Annotated in this window: 13 protein-coding genes and 1 tRNA gene; 11 read left to right on the forward strand and 3 right to left on the reverse strand. The window is 60.8% G+C overall.

The window, feature by feature from the left end; all coding sequences use genetic code 11:
• The 7 genes from pgaC (at position 1) to JJN09_RS27645 (ending at position 5,836) form a co-directional block, all read left to right on the forward strand.
• Complete coding sequence (gene pgaC, locus JJN09_RS27615; protein WP_249484597.1) at positions 1 to 1,356, forward strand: poly-beta-1,6-N-acetyl-D-glucosamine synthase; 1,356 nt, start codon at positions 1 to 3, stop codon at positions 1,354 to 1,356.
• Entirely contained in the window at positions 1,353 to 1,883 is a 531-nt protein-coding gene (gene pgaD, locus JJN09_RS27620; RefSeq protein ID WP_249484598.1) for a poly-beta-1,6-N-acetyl-D-glucosamine biosynthesis protein PgaD, read from the forward strand. Before pgaC ends, pgaD begins: the two co-directional genes overlap by 4 nt.
• Before the next feature lie 103 nt (positions 1,884 to 1,986).
• Positions 1,987 to 2,547 (forward strand): YbhB/YbcL family Raf kinase inhibitor-like protein, encoded by a 561-nt coding sequence (locus JJN09_RS27625; protein ID WP_085733396.1) that lies wholly within the window; start codon positions 1,987 to 1,989, stop codon positions 2,545 to 2,547.
• Between the two features lie 88 nt (positions 2,548 to 2,635).
• Positions 2,636 to 4,327, forward strand: a complete 1,692-nt coding sequence (locus tag JJN09_RS27630) for a VWA domain-containing protein (protein WP_249484599.1) — start codon at positions 2,636 to 2,638, stop codon at positions 4,325 to 4,327.
• Positions 4,327 to 4,938, forward strand: a complete 612-nt coding sequence (locus tag JJN09_RS27635) for an RNA polymerase sigma factor (protein ID WP_249484600.1) — start codon at positions 4,327 to 4,329, stop codon at positions 4,936 to 4,938. The genes JJN09_RS27630 and JJN09_RS27635 overlap by 1 nt, the downstream gene beginning before the upstream one ends.
• The gene (locus tag JJN09_RS27640; protein WP_249484601.1) at positions 4,935 to 5,546 is read left to right on the forward strand and encodes a hypothetical protein; all 612 of its coding nucleotides are present in this window, start codon (positions 4,935 to 4,937) and stop codon (positions 5,544 to 5,546) included. Before JJN09_RS27635 ends, JJN09_RS27640 begins: the two co-directional genes overlap by 4 nt.
• Before the next feature lie 20 nt (positions 5,547 to 5,566).
• Entirely contained in the window at positions 5,567 to 5,836 is a 270-nt protein-coding gene (locus JJN09_RS27645) for a hypothetical protein (protein WP_249484602.1), read from the forward strand.
• Positions 5,837 to 5,902: 66 nt separating this feature from the next.
• Here the strand turns inward: JJN09_RS27645 and JJN09_RS27650 are convergent.
• Positions 5,903 to 5,979 (reverse strand) — tRNA-Arg (locus JJN09_RS27650).
• Between the two features lie 445 nt (positions 5,980 to 6,424).
• Here JJN09_RS27650 and gabD point away from each other — a divergent pair.
• The 3 genes from gabD (at position 6,425) to JJN09_RS27665 (ending at position 10,683) form a co-directional block, all read left to right on the forward strand.
• Positions 6,425 to 7,867 (forward strand): NADP-dependent succinate-semialdehyde dehydrogenase, encoded by a 1,443-nt coding sequence (gabD, locus tag JJN09_RS27655; protein WP_085733392.1) that lies wholly within the window; start codon positions 6,425 to 6,427, stop codon positions 7,865 to 7,867.
• Positions 7,868 to 8,052: 185 nt separating this feature from the next.
• Entirely contained in the window at positions 8,053 to 9,330 is a 1,278-nt protein-coding gene (gene gabT, locus JJN09_RS27660) for a 4-aminobutyrate--2-oxoglutarate transaminase (protein WP_249484603.1), read from the forward strand.
• A gap of 141 nt (positions 9,331 to 9,471) precedes the next feature.
• A complete protein-coding gene (locus JJN09_RS27665; protein ID WP_249484604.1) occupies positions 9,472 to 10,683 on the forward strand; it encodes a response regulator in 1,212 nt (403 codons plus the stop codon).
• A gap of 25 nt (positions 10,684 to 10,708) precedes the next feature.
• Here JJN09_RS27665 and JJN09_RS27670 read toward each other — a convergent pair whose 3' ends face one another.
• A complete protein-coding gene (locus JJN09_RS27670) occupies positions 10,709 to 11,698 on the reverse strand; it encodes a sensor domain-containing diguanylate cyclase (protein WP_249484605.1) in 990 nt (329 codons plus the stop codon).
• 145 nt (positions 11,699 to 11,843) lie between these two features.
• Positions 11,844 to 13,028, reverse strand: a complete 1,185-nt coding sequence (desA, locus tag JJN09_RS27675; protein WP_249484606.1) for a delta-9 fatty acid desaturase DesA — start codon at positions 13,026 to 13,028, stop codon at positions 11,844 to 11,846.
• A gap of 146 nt (positions 13,029 to 13,174) precedes the next feature.
• Here desA and dibA point away from each other — a divergent pair, with 146 nt between their 5' ends.
• The gene (dibA, locus tag JJN09_RS27680; RefSeq protein WP_249484607.1) at positions 13,175 to 15,094 is read left to right on the forward strand and encodes a phosphodiesterase DibA; all 1,920 of its coding nucleotides are present in this window, start codon (positions 13,175 to 13,177) and stop codon (positions 15,092 to 15,094) included.
• The last annotated feature ends 164 nt before the right edge of the window (positions 15,095 to 15,258 follow it).

Consider the following 15,258-nt stretch of genomic DNA (forward strand, 5'->3'; position numbering starts at 1 on the left):
ATGCTGGATAGACTGCTGGCCCTGCTTGTTCTGGCGATTGTCCTCGGCGTACCGCTGGGGCTGATCTTCCTGGTCACCGGGCAATTCCTGATGGACTTCGTGTTCTTCTACCCGCTGTTCATGTCCGGGTTGTGGATTTCCGGTGGCCTGTATTTCTGGCTGCACTGGGAGCGGCACTGGCCGTGGAAGGACGACACGCTGCCGCCGCCGCTGGAAGGCGAACCGCTGATTTCGATCCTGATCCCTTGCTACAACGAGGGCGACAACGCCGCCGACACCATTCACGCGGCGCTGGCCCAGCACTACCCGAACATCGAAGTCATTGCGATCAACGACGGCTCCAAGGACAACACCGCGCAAGTGCTGGATGCGTTGGCCAAGGAAGATCCACGGCTGCGCGTGCTGCACCTGGCGGAGAACCAAGGCAAGGCCGTGGCCCTGCGCATGGGCGCCATCGCTGCACGCAGTGAATATCTGGTGTGCATCGACGGTGACGCGCTGCTGGCGCCGAACACCGCCGCTTACCTCGTGGCGCCGATGCTCGACAACGCGCGACTTGGCGCAGTGACCGGCAACCCGCGGATTCGTACGCGTTCGACGCTGGTCGGGCGGGTTCAGGTCGGCGAGTTCTCCTCAATCATCGGGCTGATCAAGCGTACCCAGCGGGTGTTCGGGCGGATCTTCACCGTGTCGGGTGTGATCGTCGCGTTCCGCCGCACGGCATTGAACCGGGTCGGCTACTGGAGCCCGGACATGATCACCGAAGACATCGACATCAGCTGGAAACTGCAACTGGACCACTGGAGCATCTTCTACGAGCCCCGCGCCCTGTGCTGGATTCTGATGCCGGAAACCCTGGGCGGGCTGTGGAAGCAGCGTCTGCGCTGGGCCCAGGGCGGTGCCGAAGTGCTGTTCAAGAACATTCGCGGGATCTGGCAGTACCGCCATCGTTACCTGTGGCCGCTGCTGTTCGAGTACTGCCTGTCGACCGGGTGGGCGTTCACCTTCCTGTTGTCGGTGATTTTTTGGGGGATGGGCAAATTCATGGTCATGCCCGAGGCGATCGCTGTGCATCACCTGATGCCACCGGCGTTTACCGGGCTGCTGTTGGCCTTTGTCTGCCTGGTGCAGTTCGCGGTCAGCATCATCATCGACCGGCGCTATGAGCCGGGCCTGGGCCGGACCATGTTCTGGGTGGTCTGGTATCCATTGGTGTTCTGGTTCATCAGCCTGCTGACCACGCTGGTCAGTTTTCCCAAGGTGCTTTTCGGCCAGCATCAGAAGCGTGCGCGTTGGGTCAGCCCTGACCGGGGTATCAAACCGGTCGGGGACGACGAAGAGGAGGTCATCAAATGAAAATCATCCGGACCCGCCAGCGACCCTTTCTGGTAGTGATCGATGTGATCCTCACAGTGCTGGCCTGGGTTGGCCTGCTGTTTCTGTTGGTGCGCGGGCTATGGCCGCTGATCGAAACCCATGCCGGCGGGCCGCGCATCGACAACTCGGCATTCGACGCCCTGGGCACCTTACAGATTTACCTGTGGGTGGCGCTGGTCAACGCCGTCATCCTGATTTCCTGGGCACGTTATCAACAGCGCAAAAGCCGCAGTTTCGCCCAACGTCGCTTGGCGGCACCTGTGGTCGACGATGACGGCCTGAGCAAAAGCTTCAAGCTGTGCGATGACCGTCTGCAGAAGCTTCGCAGCCCGGGAGTGATCACTATCCACAACAATCAGGACGGCGATGTCAGCCATGTGGTGCCGCACCTGTGGCCGGTGGAACAGGCGGAATTGCCGCCGCCGCTGGCGCCACTGGAGCATCCGCGGGTGATTTTTCTGCACGCCGAGGACGACGATAACCGTGAGCCGGTGAACCGTCTGTAAGCGCGGCGATACCAAGGGGCGTCATTTGCCACTGCCACGGCACGAACGGTACAGCTATAGTCTGCAGGCCGAAGACGGCCCAACTGCACAAGGTGCTCCCGGAATGACCCGATTGACCTCTCTCAACCCTTGGCTGGCGGCCGTTGCCGTCGCCCTTTGCGTGCAGTTTCCGGCGCAGGCCCAGGAGCGCTTCACCCTCAGCATTCCCGGTGTTTCGGACAACCGTCTGTTCACCGCGGCGGCAGCCAGTGACGCTGCCGGTTGTGGCGGCAAGAACCAGTCGCCGGCGCTGAGCTGGAACGCCGGCCCGGCCGCGACCCAGAGCTACGCCATCGTGATGCATGACCCGGACGGCCAGAAAGGCCTTGGCGTCGATCACTGGGTTCACTACGGCATCAAGGCCACAACGCGGCAGATCCCGGCCGGCATTGGCACCAAGCCGACCTTCGAAGGCCTGGGCGGCACCAACAGCAAAGGCACGACCACCTATGTCGGCCCATGCCCGCCGACCGGCGACAGCGCGCACCACTACATCATTCAGATCTACGCCCTGGACCTGGCCCCCGACGCCTTGCCGGCCGGTCTGACTCGCGCCCAACTGCTGGAAAAAATCAAAGGCCATGTGCTGCGTAACAGCAGTGCAGTGCGGCGTTATCACCGCTGAAAATAATTTCGGCGGCGTTTAACCCGAACTGAAAGGGCTGTCCGTCTCAGAGGTTGAATGGATCAATTCTTCCTCGAGGTCAGCCCCCATGTCTCTTCCATCGATGCTTCTGCGACCCCTTGCTGCCGGTGTGCTGTTGGCCGTCGCCGGTTGCGGCATTTCCTCCAGTCCGGAATCCGCTGTCGTACCGCCACCGGCACAGCTCCCCTCGAAACCCGTGGTGCAACAAGAAGCGGTCATGGCCGATCACTCCTTGGCCAAGCGCAGCGCGTTGGCGGCGCCGATGGCCAGTTTTGCGCCGATGCCGGCCGGGGAAAGTTATCCACAGGACTATCGCGCCGAGCCGCGCGAGCAATATGAAACCCTGGCCGATAACCCGATCCACAGCGTTGCCGAAACGCCCGTTTCGACCTTCAGTGCCGACGTCGATACGGGCGCCTACGCCAACGTCCGCCGTCTGCTCAATCAGGGACGCTTGCCGCCAGAAGGTGCGGTGCGCCTGGAGGAGATGGTCAATTACTTTCCCTACGACTATGCGCTGCCCACTGACGGATCGCCGTTCGGCGTGACCACCGAACTGGCCGCTTCGCCGTGGAACCCGCACACCCGGTTGCTGCGCATCGGCATCAAGGCGTCCGACCGTGCAGTAGCGGAACTGGCCCCGGCCAACCTGGTGTTTCTGGTGGACGTGTCCGGCTCGATGGATCGTCGCGAAGGACTGCCGCTGGTCAAAAGCACCCTTAAACTACTGGTCGATCAGTTGCGTGAGCAGGATCGCGTATCGCTGGTGGTGTATGCCGGCGAATCGCGAGTCGTACTGGAGCCGACTTCCGGACGGGAAAAAGCGAAAATTCGCACAGCCATCGAGCAATTAACCGCGGGAGGCTCGACCGCAGGCGCCTCGGGCATCGAACTGGCCTACCAAATGGCGCAACAAGCCTTCATCCCCAAAGGCATCAACCGCATCCTGTTGGCCACCGACGGTGACTTCAACGTCGGCGTCAGCGACTTCGACAGCCTCAAACAAATGGCTGTGGATAAACGCAAGACCGGCATTTCCCTGACCACACTGGGTTTCGGTGTGGATAACTACAATGAACATCTGATGGAACAACTGGCGGATGCCGGCGACGGTAATTACGCCTACATCGACAATCTGCGTGAAGCGCGCAAGGTGTTGGTGGATCAGCTCGGTTCGACCCTCGCCGTGGTGGCGAAAAACGTCAAATTGCAGGTGGAATTCAACCCGGCGCAGGTCAGCGAATACCGGCTGCTGGGTTACGAAAACCGCGCGCTCAAGCGTGAGGATTTCAGCAATGACAAGGTCGATGCAGGTGAGATCGGTGCGGGGCATACGGTGACGGCGTTGTATGAAATTGTCCCGACAGGCGAAAAGGGCTGGCTGGAACCACTGCGTTACAGAAAAACCGATGCAGTGGTTTCTGAAAAGAAAGGAGAACTGGCAATGCTGCGTGTGCGATATCAAAAACCTGAAGGTGGGAAAAGTCTGCTGATCGAGCGGCCAATTGCCAGTCAGGTTGCGCCCGCCAGTGAAGACCTGCGTTTTGCCGCTGCTGTCGCCGCGTTTTCCCAGCAACTCAAGGACGGCCGCTACACCGGTGATTTTAGCCTCAAGGACACTGAAGCGTTGGCCCGAGGTGCCCGTGGCGATGACCGCTTCGGCCTGCGCAACGAGTTCGTGCAACTGGTGGAACTGGTGCAGAGCCTGCGAACTTCGACCGCCTCCATCGCGATGCCGACCGAACGACGGGTTGAATAGTGAGCGGCCTGAAAGGGTTTATCAGCCAGCTGTTTGCCACCGCAGACAGCCTTGAGGCCAGCAGCGACGAATCGCTGCTGGCCCGTTATCGCCAGGGCGACGGTAAGGCGTTCGAGATCCTGTACGCCCGTCACCGCCAGAGTCTGTACCGGTTTCTGCTCGGGTTGAGCGGCAAACCGGAACTGGCCGAAGAGGTGTATCAGGAAACGTGGCTGAGCCTGATCCGCAGCAGCAGTCAGCCACAAGGCCGGGCGACTTTTCGTACCTGGCTGTTCCAGATTGCCCGCAACCGTCTGATCGATCACTGGCGCAAGCATGGCGCCCATCAACCGCTGCATGACAGCTACGACGAACAGGCCCATGCGGTCAGTGCCGATGCGAGCGACCCCGAGCAACTGCTGAGCCTCAGCCGCAACAGTCAGCGCCTGTACAGCGCCCTGCAAACCTTGCCCGCCGATCAACGCGAAGTGTTCCTGCTGCGCGCCCACGGCGACCTCGACCTGGCGCAAATCGCCAGCCTCACGGAAACACCGCTGGAAACCGTCAAGAGCCGCTTGCGCTACGCCCAGCAAAAATTGCGTCGGCTGCTGGCCGAGGAGGTACTGACATGACGGACACCCGCCAGACACCCGAAGAGCCAATGCTCAAGCATTACCGCGAGCAACAGAACGGCGAACCGCCGGCGAATATTGACGCGCTGATTCTCAATGCCGCGCATCGCCAGATCCCGGCACCGAAACCGAGCCTGTGGCAGCGCTGGGTCAAGGCCTGCCAGACACCGCGCTATCAGGTAGCTTTCGCAAGCTTGGTCGGCATCGCGCTGATGCTGTCGCTGGTGAACCGTACCCCGGAACCTGTGGCCCATTACGATTTCGCCCCTGCCGCCAAACCGGCCGCACCACTGGCCCGCAAGGAGGCCATCGAATCCCGGACATTATCAGCCCCCGCCGGAGCCCTCTCCGCACCTGCGCCTGCGCCGATGGCGGAGATGGCCGCGCCGATGCAAAGCGAATCGATCAGCGCCGACAGCGCGGACGAAGCCAAGGTCAGCAAGCGCGCCGCCGCCCCAGCCAATGGCCTCGACGAGCAACTGCGCGAAGTCCTGCGCCTGCGCGAATCCGGCCAATCACAGGCTGCCGATACCCTGTACAACAATCTGCACAAGCGTTACCCGAGCGTGAATCTGGACCTGCGCCTCGAACAAATCCGCCAGAACTGACCGGGTGATCTCTCAGCCATTTGGCATTGCCCCGCAAAAACGCGCACTATCAGGCCATTGCCGATGCGCTGGAGGATGCCGTGGCCCAAAAAATCGACCGCATCGCCCAAATGCTCAACTGCCCGGTGAAGGGTGAGGAACTGCGGCGAGCGGTGACGGAGAGTCGAAAGGAGTTTCTTCTGGCCAAGCAGGCAGAAGAGGATCTGGAGGAAGACGTTCTTGATGATGAGTTGATCGAGGACGAAGAAGACGATGATGAATACGATGAGTTTGACTGGACGACGGAGTGAGTCGCCAGGCAGCACCCACAAAAAAGCCCCAGACCATACGGCCTGAGGCTTTTTCGTTTCTGTTCATGGTGCACCAGGCGGGATTCGAACCCACGACCCCTGCCTTCGGAGGGCAGTACTCTATCCAGCTGAGCTACTGGTGCAGCGGGCGACATCATACCTAGGTCGGCTCGGGGCGTCCATGCCGGGTTTTGGCGCTTATTGTCAGTGCGCGTGTCGGTCGAAAGCGCTGCATTCCATAAAGCTGTAACGTCCTGCAAAAGGCTCGCTTGGCGCTTTGGCGGGACTGAACTAAGGTTTCGTTGCGGCGCAGGCTTGATTGCTCGTTGATCTGAAAAATCCGGCAAAAGCGGCGTTTTTGTTCTTTTTTTCGAACGACCTATTGTCCTTTACCCCCTTTGATCCTACGATCCGTTTGAGATTTCAAACGCTCTTTGATCGGGTGCCGAGCCGCACGTGTTTGCAACCGTGCACTAATCAGGTGCTTCAGCCCGGTGAATGATTTCCCTGACGGCAGCCTTGCGAGGCGCCTTTCTACAATCATAATTTTGCTCCGCGCTGGCCGCGGTGCTGTTAAGGAAAGCCGACATGCAGCTTAAAGACACCCAGTTGTTCCGCCAGCAAGCCTTCATCGATGGCGCTTGGGTCGACGCGGACAACGGTCAGACGATCAAGGTCAACAACCCGGCCACCGGCGAAATCCTGGGCACCGTGCCGAAGATGGGCGCTGCCGAAACCCGCCGTGCCATCGAAGCTGCCGACAAGGCGCTGCCGGCCTGGCGTGCACTGACCGCCAAGGAACGTGCAGGCAAACTGCGTCGCTGGTTCGAGCTGATCATCGAGAACCAGGAAGACCTGGCTCGCCTGATGACCCTCGAGCAGGGCAAGCCATTGGCCGAGGCCAAGGGCGAAATCGTCTACGCCGCTTCGTTCATCGAGTGGTTCGCCGAAGAAGCCAAGCGCATCTACGGTGACGTGATTCCGGGCCACCAGCCTGACAAGCGCCTGATCGTGATCAAACAGCCGATCGGCGTAACCGCCGCCATCACCCCGTGGAACTTCCCGGCGGCGATGATCACTCGTAAAGCAGGCCCGGCCCTGGCTGCCGGTTGCACCATGGTGCTCAAGCCTGCATCGCAAACCCCGTTTTCCGCTTTCGCCCTGGCCGAACTGGCCCAGCGCGCCGGCATCCCTAAAGGTGTGTTCAGCGTGGTGTCCGGCAGCGCCGGCGACATCGGCAGCGAGCTGACCAGCAACCCGATCGTGCGCAAACTGTCCTTCACCGGCTCGACCGAAATCGGTCGTCAGCTGATGTCGGAATGCGCCAAGGACATCAAGAAAGTCTCGCTGGAACTCGGCGGCAACGCGCCGTTCATCGTGTTCGACGACGCGGACCTGGATAAGGCCGTCGAAGGCGCGATCATTTCCAAGTACCGCAACAACGGCCAGACCTGCGTTTGCGCCAACCGTCTGTACATTCAGGATTCGGTCTACGACGCGTTTGCCGAGAAGCTGAAAGTGGCTGTCGCCAAACTGAAGATCGGCAACGGTCTGGAAGACGGCACCACCACTGGCCCGCTGATCGACGAGAAAGCTGTGGCCAAGGTGCAAGAGCACATCGCTGACGCCGTTGCCAAAGGCGCAACCGTGCTGGCCGGTGGCAAGCAGATGGAAGGCAACTTCTTCGAGCCGACCATCCTGACCAACGTGCCGAAAAACGCTGCGGTGGCCAAGGAAGAAACCTTCGGTCCGCTGGCGCCGCTGTTCCGCTTCAAAGACGAAGCCGAAGTGATCGCGATGTCGAACGACACCGAGTTCGGTCTGGCTTCCTACTTCTACGCTCGCGACCTGGGCCGTGTGTTCCGTGTGGCTGAAGCCCTGGAGTACGGCATGGTCGGCGTCAACACCGGGCTGATCTCCAACGAAGTCGCGCCGTTCGGCGGCATCAAGGCTTCGGGCCTGGGTCGTGAAGGCTCCAAGTACGGCATCGAAGATTACCTGGAAATCAAATACCTCTGCCTGGGCATCTAAGCCGGGAAAGGGATCGCTGCAAACGCAAAGGGCACGAGAGCGCTGTCCCTTTGCGTCGTTTCAAACCGGAATTTTCTCTGCGGCCGGGAACGCCGTGGCAGTCGATCATCGCATGCTGCCACCGCCGATTCCTCCCGCTTAATCCTTGAACCACGCCGCCCGATGAGCGGTGAATGAGGACTGTAATGAGCAAGACTAACGCTGAACTGATGGCCCGTCGTACCGCAGCTGTTCCACGTGGTGTTGGCCAGATTCACCCAATCTTCGCCGAGTCCGCGAAGAACGCCACCGTGACCGACGTTGAAGGTCGTGAATTCATCGACTTCGCCGGCGGTATCGCCGTGCTGAACACCGGCCACGTGCACCCGAAAATCATCGCCGCCGTGACCGAACAGCTGAACAAGCTGACTCACACCTGCTTCCAGGTACTGGCCTACGAACCGTACGTTGAGCTGTGCGAAAAAATCAACGCTCGCGTACCGGGCGACTTTGCCAAGAAAACCCTGCTGGTGACCACCGGTTCCGAAGCCGTTGAAAACGCCGTGAAGATCGCTCGTGCCGCCACTGGCCGCGCTGGCGTGATCGCGTTCACCGGCGCTTACCACGGTCGCACCATGATGACCCTGGGCCTGACCGGTAAAGTCGTGCCTTACTCGGCCGGCATGGGCCTGATGCCAGGCGGCATCTTCCGCGCGCTGTACCCGAACGAACTGCACGGCGTGAGCATCGACGACTCGATCGCTTCCATCGAGCGCATCTTCAAGAACGACGCCGAGCCGAAAGACATCGCTGCGATCATCATCGAGCCTGTTCAGGGCGAAGGTGGTTTCTACGTCGCGCCTCAAGCATTCATGAAGCGTCTGCGTGCCCTGTGCGACCAGCACGGCATCCTGCTGATCGCTGACGAAGTGCAGACCGGCGCTGGCCGTACCGGTACTTTCTTCGCTATGGAACAGATGGGCGTTGCCGCCGACCTGACCACCTTCGCCAAATCCATCGCTGGCGGCTTCCCGCTGGCGGGTGTGTGCGGCAAGGCCGAATACATGGACGCCATCGCTCCAGGCGGCCTTGGCGGCACCTACGCCGGTAGCCCGATCGCTTGCGCCGCGGCCCTGGCCGTGATCGAAGTGTTCGAAGAAGAAAAACTGCTGGACCGCTGCAAGGCTGTCGGGGAGCGTCTGGTCACCGGCCTGAAAGCCATTCAAGCCAAGTACCCGGTCATCGGTGAAGTCCGAGCCTTGGGCGCGATGATCGCCGTCGAGCTGTTCGAAAACGGTGACAGCCACAAGCCAAACGCTGCTGCGGTGGCATCGGTTGTGGCCAAGGCCCGCGACAAGGGCCTGATCCTGCTGTCCTGCGGCACCTACGGCAACGTTCTGCGCGTCCTGGTACCGCTGACCTCGCCGGACGAGCAACTGGACAAAGGCCTGGCGATCATCGAAGAGTGCTTCTCGGAGTTGTAATCCGTAGCACCGTGTGATCGGATCGACAAAAAACCCGCTTCGGCGGGTTTTTTTACGCTTGCTGAAACACATACCCCGCATTCGTGCTGTATCGAAACGCCAGCATTGGCTAAGGTTTAGGCATTGCAAGGGAGAGCGCGCATGACTGCCGTTGTATTACCCGCCGTACCGAGAGTTCTGATTGCCGAGGCTGACCCGTGGTCGCGTGATTTGCTCAAACAGGTTTTGCTCAACGTGCGCTGCGATGCGCGGCTGGATCTGTGCGCCGATGGCCAGCAGGCGATGACGCTGCTCAGCGAAGTCCCCTATGACCTGGCGATCGTCGACTGGGAATTGCCTGGCGTCGATGGTTTGAACGTGTTGCGCAGCGTCCGCCAGCGTAAACGCAATCCGCCGCTGCCGTTCATTCTGATGAGCAGCCGAAACGACAGCGCCAGCGTGCGCGAAGCCCTGCCATTGGCGCCGACGGCCTATCTGGCTAAACCCCTGAACATGGAGAGCCTGACCGAGCGTTTGCAGGGGCTGTTGCTCAATGCCGGTGAGGAAGTGTTCTGCGAAGTGCCGGCACTGGCGCCGGGCATGACGCTGTCGGTGTTCCTCGAGCGTCGCCGCGAGCAGGCCGACGGCGCACCGTTGATGACCGACGTGCAAGTGGCGGTCAAACGCAGCCTCAACCCCAACGGGCTGGACCTGAAGCTGCTGGAAGAGGAAATCCGTACCGATCCGCAGATCACTGCGGTGTTGATCGCCGCAGCCAACAGTGCCGCTCAGCATCACGGTGCGGCGGTGCAGACCCTGGCTCAGGCGCTACATCGATTGGGCACCGGCCAAAGCATGAACCTGATCCTCGGCCTGGCCCTCAAGCGCAGCGCCAGACTCAGTGATCCGTGCCTCGCCGACTACGCCGAACGCTATTGGGGCCTGTCGCTGCACACCGCTGAATACGCGCGTACCCTGGCGCGTCTGCTCGATCTGGATCAGGAACGCTGCTATTGCGCCGGGATGCTCCATCGTCTCGGCGATCTGGCGTTGCTGCGTTGTTTGCAGGAGTGGAAACAGGCCGGCGGCGAGCTGGATGAACTGGAGGAAGTCGGCGATGCGCTGGCGGAATTCGGTGCGGCGTACGGCTCGGCGTTGCGTACTCGCTGGCGTTTGCCGCTGGAGCTGCGTGAGTTGATTGCCTCGGTCTACCAGCTCGGTGGCGGGGTGTACTCCCGCGAAGCGCTGGTGATGAACATGGCGGCGCAGATGGCGCGGCTGACCGAGCATGAGGGCGTTGAGGAGCTGGCGAAGAGTCGTACTGCGCGCTTGCTCAAGATCGGTTTGCCGGAGCTGATGCGGATGCGCAAATAGCGCTTTTCCCGCATCAGAGCAGTGTTCAGGCGGAAATGATCCGGTTCTTGCCCTGACGCTTGGCCTCATACATCGCCGCATCGGCCCGGGCGAACAGATCGTCGAGGCTTTCGTCTTCCGGGGTGAGGCTGGTCAGGCCCTGGCTGACGGTAATGCCGAACGTCTGTTCACCGTGGCTGAAACTCAAGCGTTGGATTTCCTGTTGTAGCCGCTCGGCCACCTGCATCGCCATGTCCGGCGCACAGCCCGGAAAAACCGCAGCGAATTCCTCACCGCCAATCCGTCCGAACAGATCCCCCCGACGCAACGAGGCCCGGCCGCTTTCAGCGATTCGTTGCAACACGTGGTCGCCTTCCGGATGACCGTAGGTGTCGTTGATCACCTTGAAGTCATCAATGTCCAGCAGCAGAAACGCCAGTGGCGCACCCTGCAGGCGGGCTTCTTCAAACTCGCGGTTGGCGCATTCGAAGAAGTGTCGACGGTTGCTGCTCTGGGTCAGGACGTCGGTGGTCGCCAGGCGTTGCAGCTCGGTTTCCATCTGTTTCTTTTCGGTGATGTCTTCGGCAATGCCGACGATGATCACCGGTTGTCCCGGTTCTTCCTGGCGGTTGATGAAGCACTTGTCGCTGATCCAGCGCACCTGGCCGTCGGCGTCGATGATTCGGTATTCGCGGTCTTCCACGGCGCCTTTGTGCAGCACTTCGGCGAGGCTGCGTTCGGCGTATTCCAGATCTTCGGGGTAGATGCTGTCGCGCCACTGGTTATGGTCGGCCAGCAGCAGGGCGGCCGAGCGGCCGAAAATCCGTTCATAAGCGGGGCTGACGTACAGCACTTGGCGGGTTTCCCAGTTGAAGGCCCAAAGCACGGCGTTGACGCTGACCAGCAGCGAGCTGAACAGCTGTTCGCGTTCGCTCAGGCGCGCCACTTCGCCCTGGGCGTGCATCAATGCCATCAGGGTTTGTGCGGCTTCGGGCCACTGGGGAAGGGATGAGTCTTTTTGATTGTTGTTGACCATCGACACGGATCTCAAAGGGCATGCCGATCAGTCGACAGCGGCCACGGTACAGCCCGCCGGGGGTGGCGAAGTGTCTTTGAGATAGAGGATCGGGGGTGAAGTTCCGAAGGGTGCGCCCGGGAACCGGGCGCACCGATCAACGGCATCAGACGGCGGCAGGGCGCAGCGAGTAGGTTTTCAGCTGGTCGGCGAATTCGCGCAGGGACTGGATGCCACTGGCCTCGGCCTCGTGTACCCATTCCTTGATGGCCGCGAGCATGTCGTGGCCATTTGCGCTGGTCTTGACCCAGATCTGCTGCAGGGCCAGACGTTTCTCGTAAATTACCTTCAGCGCCTGGCTGTGCTCGAGCATGCTCTGGATACGCGCGTGGTGGCGATCTTCCAGCAGGCTGGTTTCACGGGAAAGCAGGCGCTTGGCGCGGTGGAACTGGTGGCGTACCGAATGATCGACCTTGTCCAGCTCCTGCTTGACCAGCGGCCCGATTACCAACTTGCGGTATTGGGCCATGATCTGGAAGCGGTTGTTGAGGATCGCCATGGCGGTGTCCATGTCCAGGCTACCCTTGCCTTCGACGCGGTGGGCGATCGGCGCGACGCGCTGCACCTTGGCCAGGCGCAGGAAGCTGAAGACCTGGATCCAGGCCCAGCCGAGGTCGAATTCCCACTTCTTGACCGACAGTTTGGCCGAGTTGGGGTAGGTGTGATGGTTGTTGTGCAGCTCTTCGCCGCCGATCAGGATGCCCCATGGCACCAGATTGGTCGCGGCATCGCGGCATTCGAAGTTGCGGTAGCCGATGGCATGGCCGAGACCATTGACCACGCCGGCCGCCCAGACCGGAATCCACATCATCTGGATCGCCCAGATGGTGATGCCGATGGTGCCGAACAGCAGCAGGTCGACGACCGCCATGATTGCAATGCCCAGCAACCGGTGGCGGCTGTAGAGGTTGCGCTCGATCCAGTCTTCAGGGCAGTTCTTGCCGTAGATGCGCAGGGTCTCGGCGTTCTGCGCTTCTTCGCGGTACAGCTCGGCGCCTTTGCGCAGCACGGTCGACAAACCCTTGACGACCGGGCTGTGCGGGTCATCGGCGGTCTCGCATTTGGCGTGGTGTTTGCGGTGGATGGCCGTCCACTCGCGGGTGTTCTGCGCCGTGGTCAGCCACAGCCAGAAACGGAAGAAATGCTTCAGCCCGGCATTCAGCTCCAGGGAGCGATGGGCCGAGTAGCGGTGCAAGTAGACCGTGACGGCAACGATCGTCACATGGGTCATCAGCAGGGTGACGGCGACCAGTGACCAGGCCGACAAGCCAAGAAAACCTTCGTACCACATAGGCTATAGGGCCCTCGATAAAGAAAAAACAGCCGTTGCATTATCACCAAGCACACAGATAAAACCAGTCGCCCTTTCAGATAAGAGATGGCTGGATGTTTCTTGACCTATAATCCCGACATTTTTGTAGGGACATGGACGGCCGAATGTCTGCCTCATACCGCGATGCCTTGCGTGCAGCGCTGCTTTACCTGGTCCTTGCCGTTGTCTGGCTGCAAGGTATTGGCTATTTATTGAACAGTTTCTTCGATAGCTCTGATGACTTGCTGCGTTGGCAACTGATCAACGGCTATGCCTTTGTGGTGCTTAGCGCCGGTTTGATCTTTCTTGCCCGGGCGCGCTTGTTCGAATGCCTGGGCATCGGTGCCCGGTTGCGCGAGCGCCAGGCAGATCGCGAACGCCTGCGTCAGGCTGCTGCGGTATTCGATTGCACCCGCGAAGGCGTGCTGGTCACGGACCGGCAGGGGCTGATCGTGCACGTCAATCGCGCCTTTATGGAAATCACCGGTTATCAACGTGAAGAAGTGCTCGGACAGCAACCCAGCCTGTTCAAGTCCGGGCACCATCCTCCGGGTTTCTATCAGGCGATGTTCGCCACGTTGCAGGCGCAGGATGAATGGAGCGGCGAGATCTGGAACCGCCGTAAAAGCGGCGAGATTTATCCGCAGTGGCAGACGATCCGGGTGATTCGTGACGAAGACGGTCGGCTCAGCCATTACGTCGCGGTATTTTCCGACATCAGTGCGATCAAGGATTCCGAGCACGAACTCAAGCATCTTGCCCACCACGATCCGCTCACCGACCTGCCCAACCGCCTGTTGTTCAGCGACCGCGCCGAGCAGGCGTTGGCATCGGCGCAGACGCACAAGCGCGGCTGTGCGCTGCTGATGATCGATCTGGACCACTTCAAACTGATCAACGACAGCCTCGGCCACAACATTGGTGACCGCTTGCTCAAGGCGGTTGCCGCGCGTTTGCAGGCGCTGTTCGGGTCCGGTATCACCCTGGCGCGGCTGGGTGGCGATGAATTCGCGGTGCTGGCGGAAAGTTGTCCACAGCCTGCGCAGGCAGCGGCGCTGGCTCAACGCATTCTCGATGCGCTCAAGGAGCCGTTCTGCCTCGACGGCCATGAGCTGTTCATCAACGCCAGCCTCGGCATCAGCCTGTTCCCCAGCGATGCGTTGAGTGCCGAACAGTTGTTGCGCAACGCCGATGCGGCGCTGTTCAAGGCCAAGAGCAGTGGCCGCAACGGCTACGCGCTGTACACCGAAGAACTCACCGCCCACGCTCAGCAACGGGTCGAAATTGCCTTCGAGTTACGCCGCGCTCTGGAGCAGCAGGAGCTACGGGTCTACTACCAACCGGTGCACGACCTGAAAACCAGCCGCCTGATCGGCGTCGAGGCGCTGGTGCGCTGGGAGCACCCGCAACGGGGCCTGGTGTCGCCGGCGGAGTTCATCCCGATTGCCGAGCGTACCGGGCTGATCTCGGAAATCGACGCCTGGGTCATGCAGCAAGCCTGCCGGCAGATGTGCCAATGGCAGCAGGCCGGGGTGGTGCTGTCATTTGTCGCGGTGAACGTGTCGTCGCGACTGTTTGCTCGCCGCGAGTTGTATCAACAGGTGGCGCAGGTGCTGCGCGACACTGGTCTGGACCCGGCCTATCTGGAACTGGAAGTTACCGAAAGTGCGGTGATGGACGATCCGGAAGTTGCACTGGAACAGATGCATCGACTGCGCGAACTGGGCATTCGCCTGGCCATCGATGACTTTGGTACCGGTTATTCGTCGCTCCTGCGGCTCAAGCGCCTGCCGGTGCAGAAACTCAAGATCGATCAGGGTTTCGTCGCCGGCCTGCCGTGGGACGAAGACGACGCAGCGATCGTCCGGGTGATCATTGCCCTGGCCCGCAGCATGGGCATGCAGGTGCATGCGGAAGGCATCGAGCAGGCCGAGCAGGCGGCGTTCCTGCTGGAGCAGGCGTGCGATCTGGGGCAAGGCTACTGGTTCGGGCGGCCGGTTCCGGAGGCACAAATCGACTGGACCCGTGCGCCGGTAATCGGTTGACGGCTGTGCACAGCGGGTTTGCGAACGGGCAAACCCGCCGCAAACCCTTGCTGCATCACATAATGTTTTCCAGTTATATAAACATTCTTAAATAGTCTTTTTAAGAATATCCGCGCCTCTCTTATATTGCTCCCACGCCGAACGCAGTGCCGCCCACTGCCAGG

It is taken from the genome of Pseudomonas sp. HS6, assembly GCF_023375815.1.
Taxonomy (GTDB): domain Bacteria; phylum Pseudomonadota; class Gammaproteobacteria; order Pseudomonadales; family Pseudomonadaceae; genus Aquipseudomonas.

Excerpts from the sequence above, each read along its gene's own strand:
- JJN09_RS27640 (WP_249484601.1), top strand. The coding sequence starts at position 4,935 with ATGACGGACACCCGCCAGACACCCGAAGAGCCAATGCTCAAGCATTAC.
- gabT (WP_249484603.1), top strand. The coding sequence starts at position 8,053 with ATGAGCAAGACTAACGCTGAACTGATGGCCCGTCGTACCGCAGCTGTT.
- gabD (WP_085733392.1), top strand. The coding sequence starts at position 6,425 with ATGCAGCTTAAAGACACCCAGTTGTTCCGCCAGCAAGCCTTCATCGAT.
- pgaD (WP_249484598.1), top strand. The coding sequence starts at position 1,353 with ATGAAAATCATCCGGACCCGCCAGCGACCCTTTCTGGTAGTGATCGAT.
- dibA (WP_249484607.1), top strand. The coding sequence starts at position 13,175 with ATGTCTGCCTCATACCGCGATGCCTTGCGTGCAGCGCTGCTTTACCTG.
- desA (WP_249484606.1), bottom strand. The coding sequence starts at position 13,028 with ATGTGGTACGAAGGTTTTCTTGGCTTGTCGGCCTGGTCACTGGTCGCC.
- JJN09_RS27665 (WP_249484604.1), top strand. The coding sequence starts at position 9,472 with ATGACTGCCGTTGTATTACCCGCCGTACCGAGAGTTCTGATTGCCGAG.
- JJN09_RS27630 (WP_249484599.1), top strand. The coding sequence starts at position 2,636 with ATGTCTCTTCCATCGATGCTTCTGCGACCCCTTGCTGCCGGTGTGCTG.
- pgaC (WP_249484597.1), top strand. The coding sequence starts at position 1 with ATGCTGGATAGACTGCTGGCCCTGCTTGTTCTGGCGATTGTCCTCGGC.
- JJN09_RS27670 (WP_249484605.1), bottom strand. The coding sequence starts at position 11,698 with ATGGTCAACAACAATCAAAAAGACTCATCCCTTCCCCAGTGGCCCGAA.
- JJN09_RS27625 (WP_085733396.1), top strand. The coding sequence starts at position 1,987 with ATGACCCGATTGACCTCTCTCAACCCTTGGCTGGCGGCCGTTGCCGTC.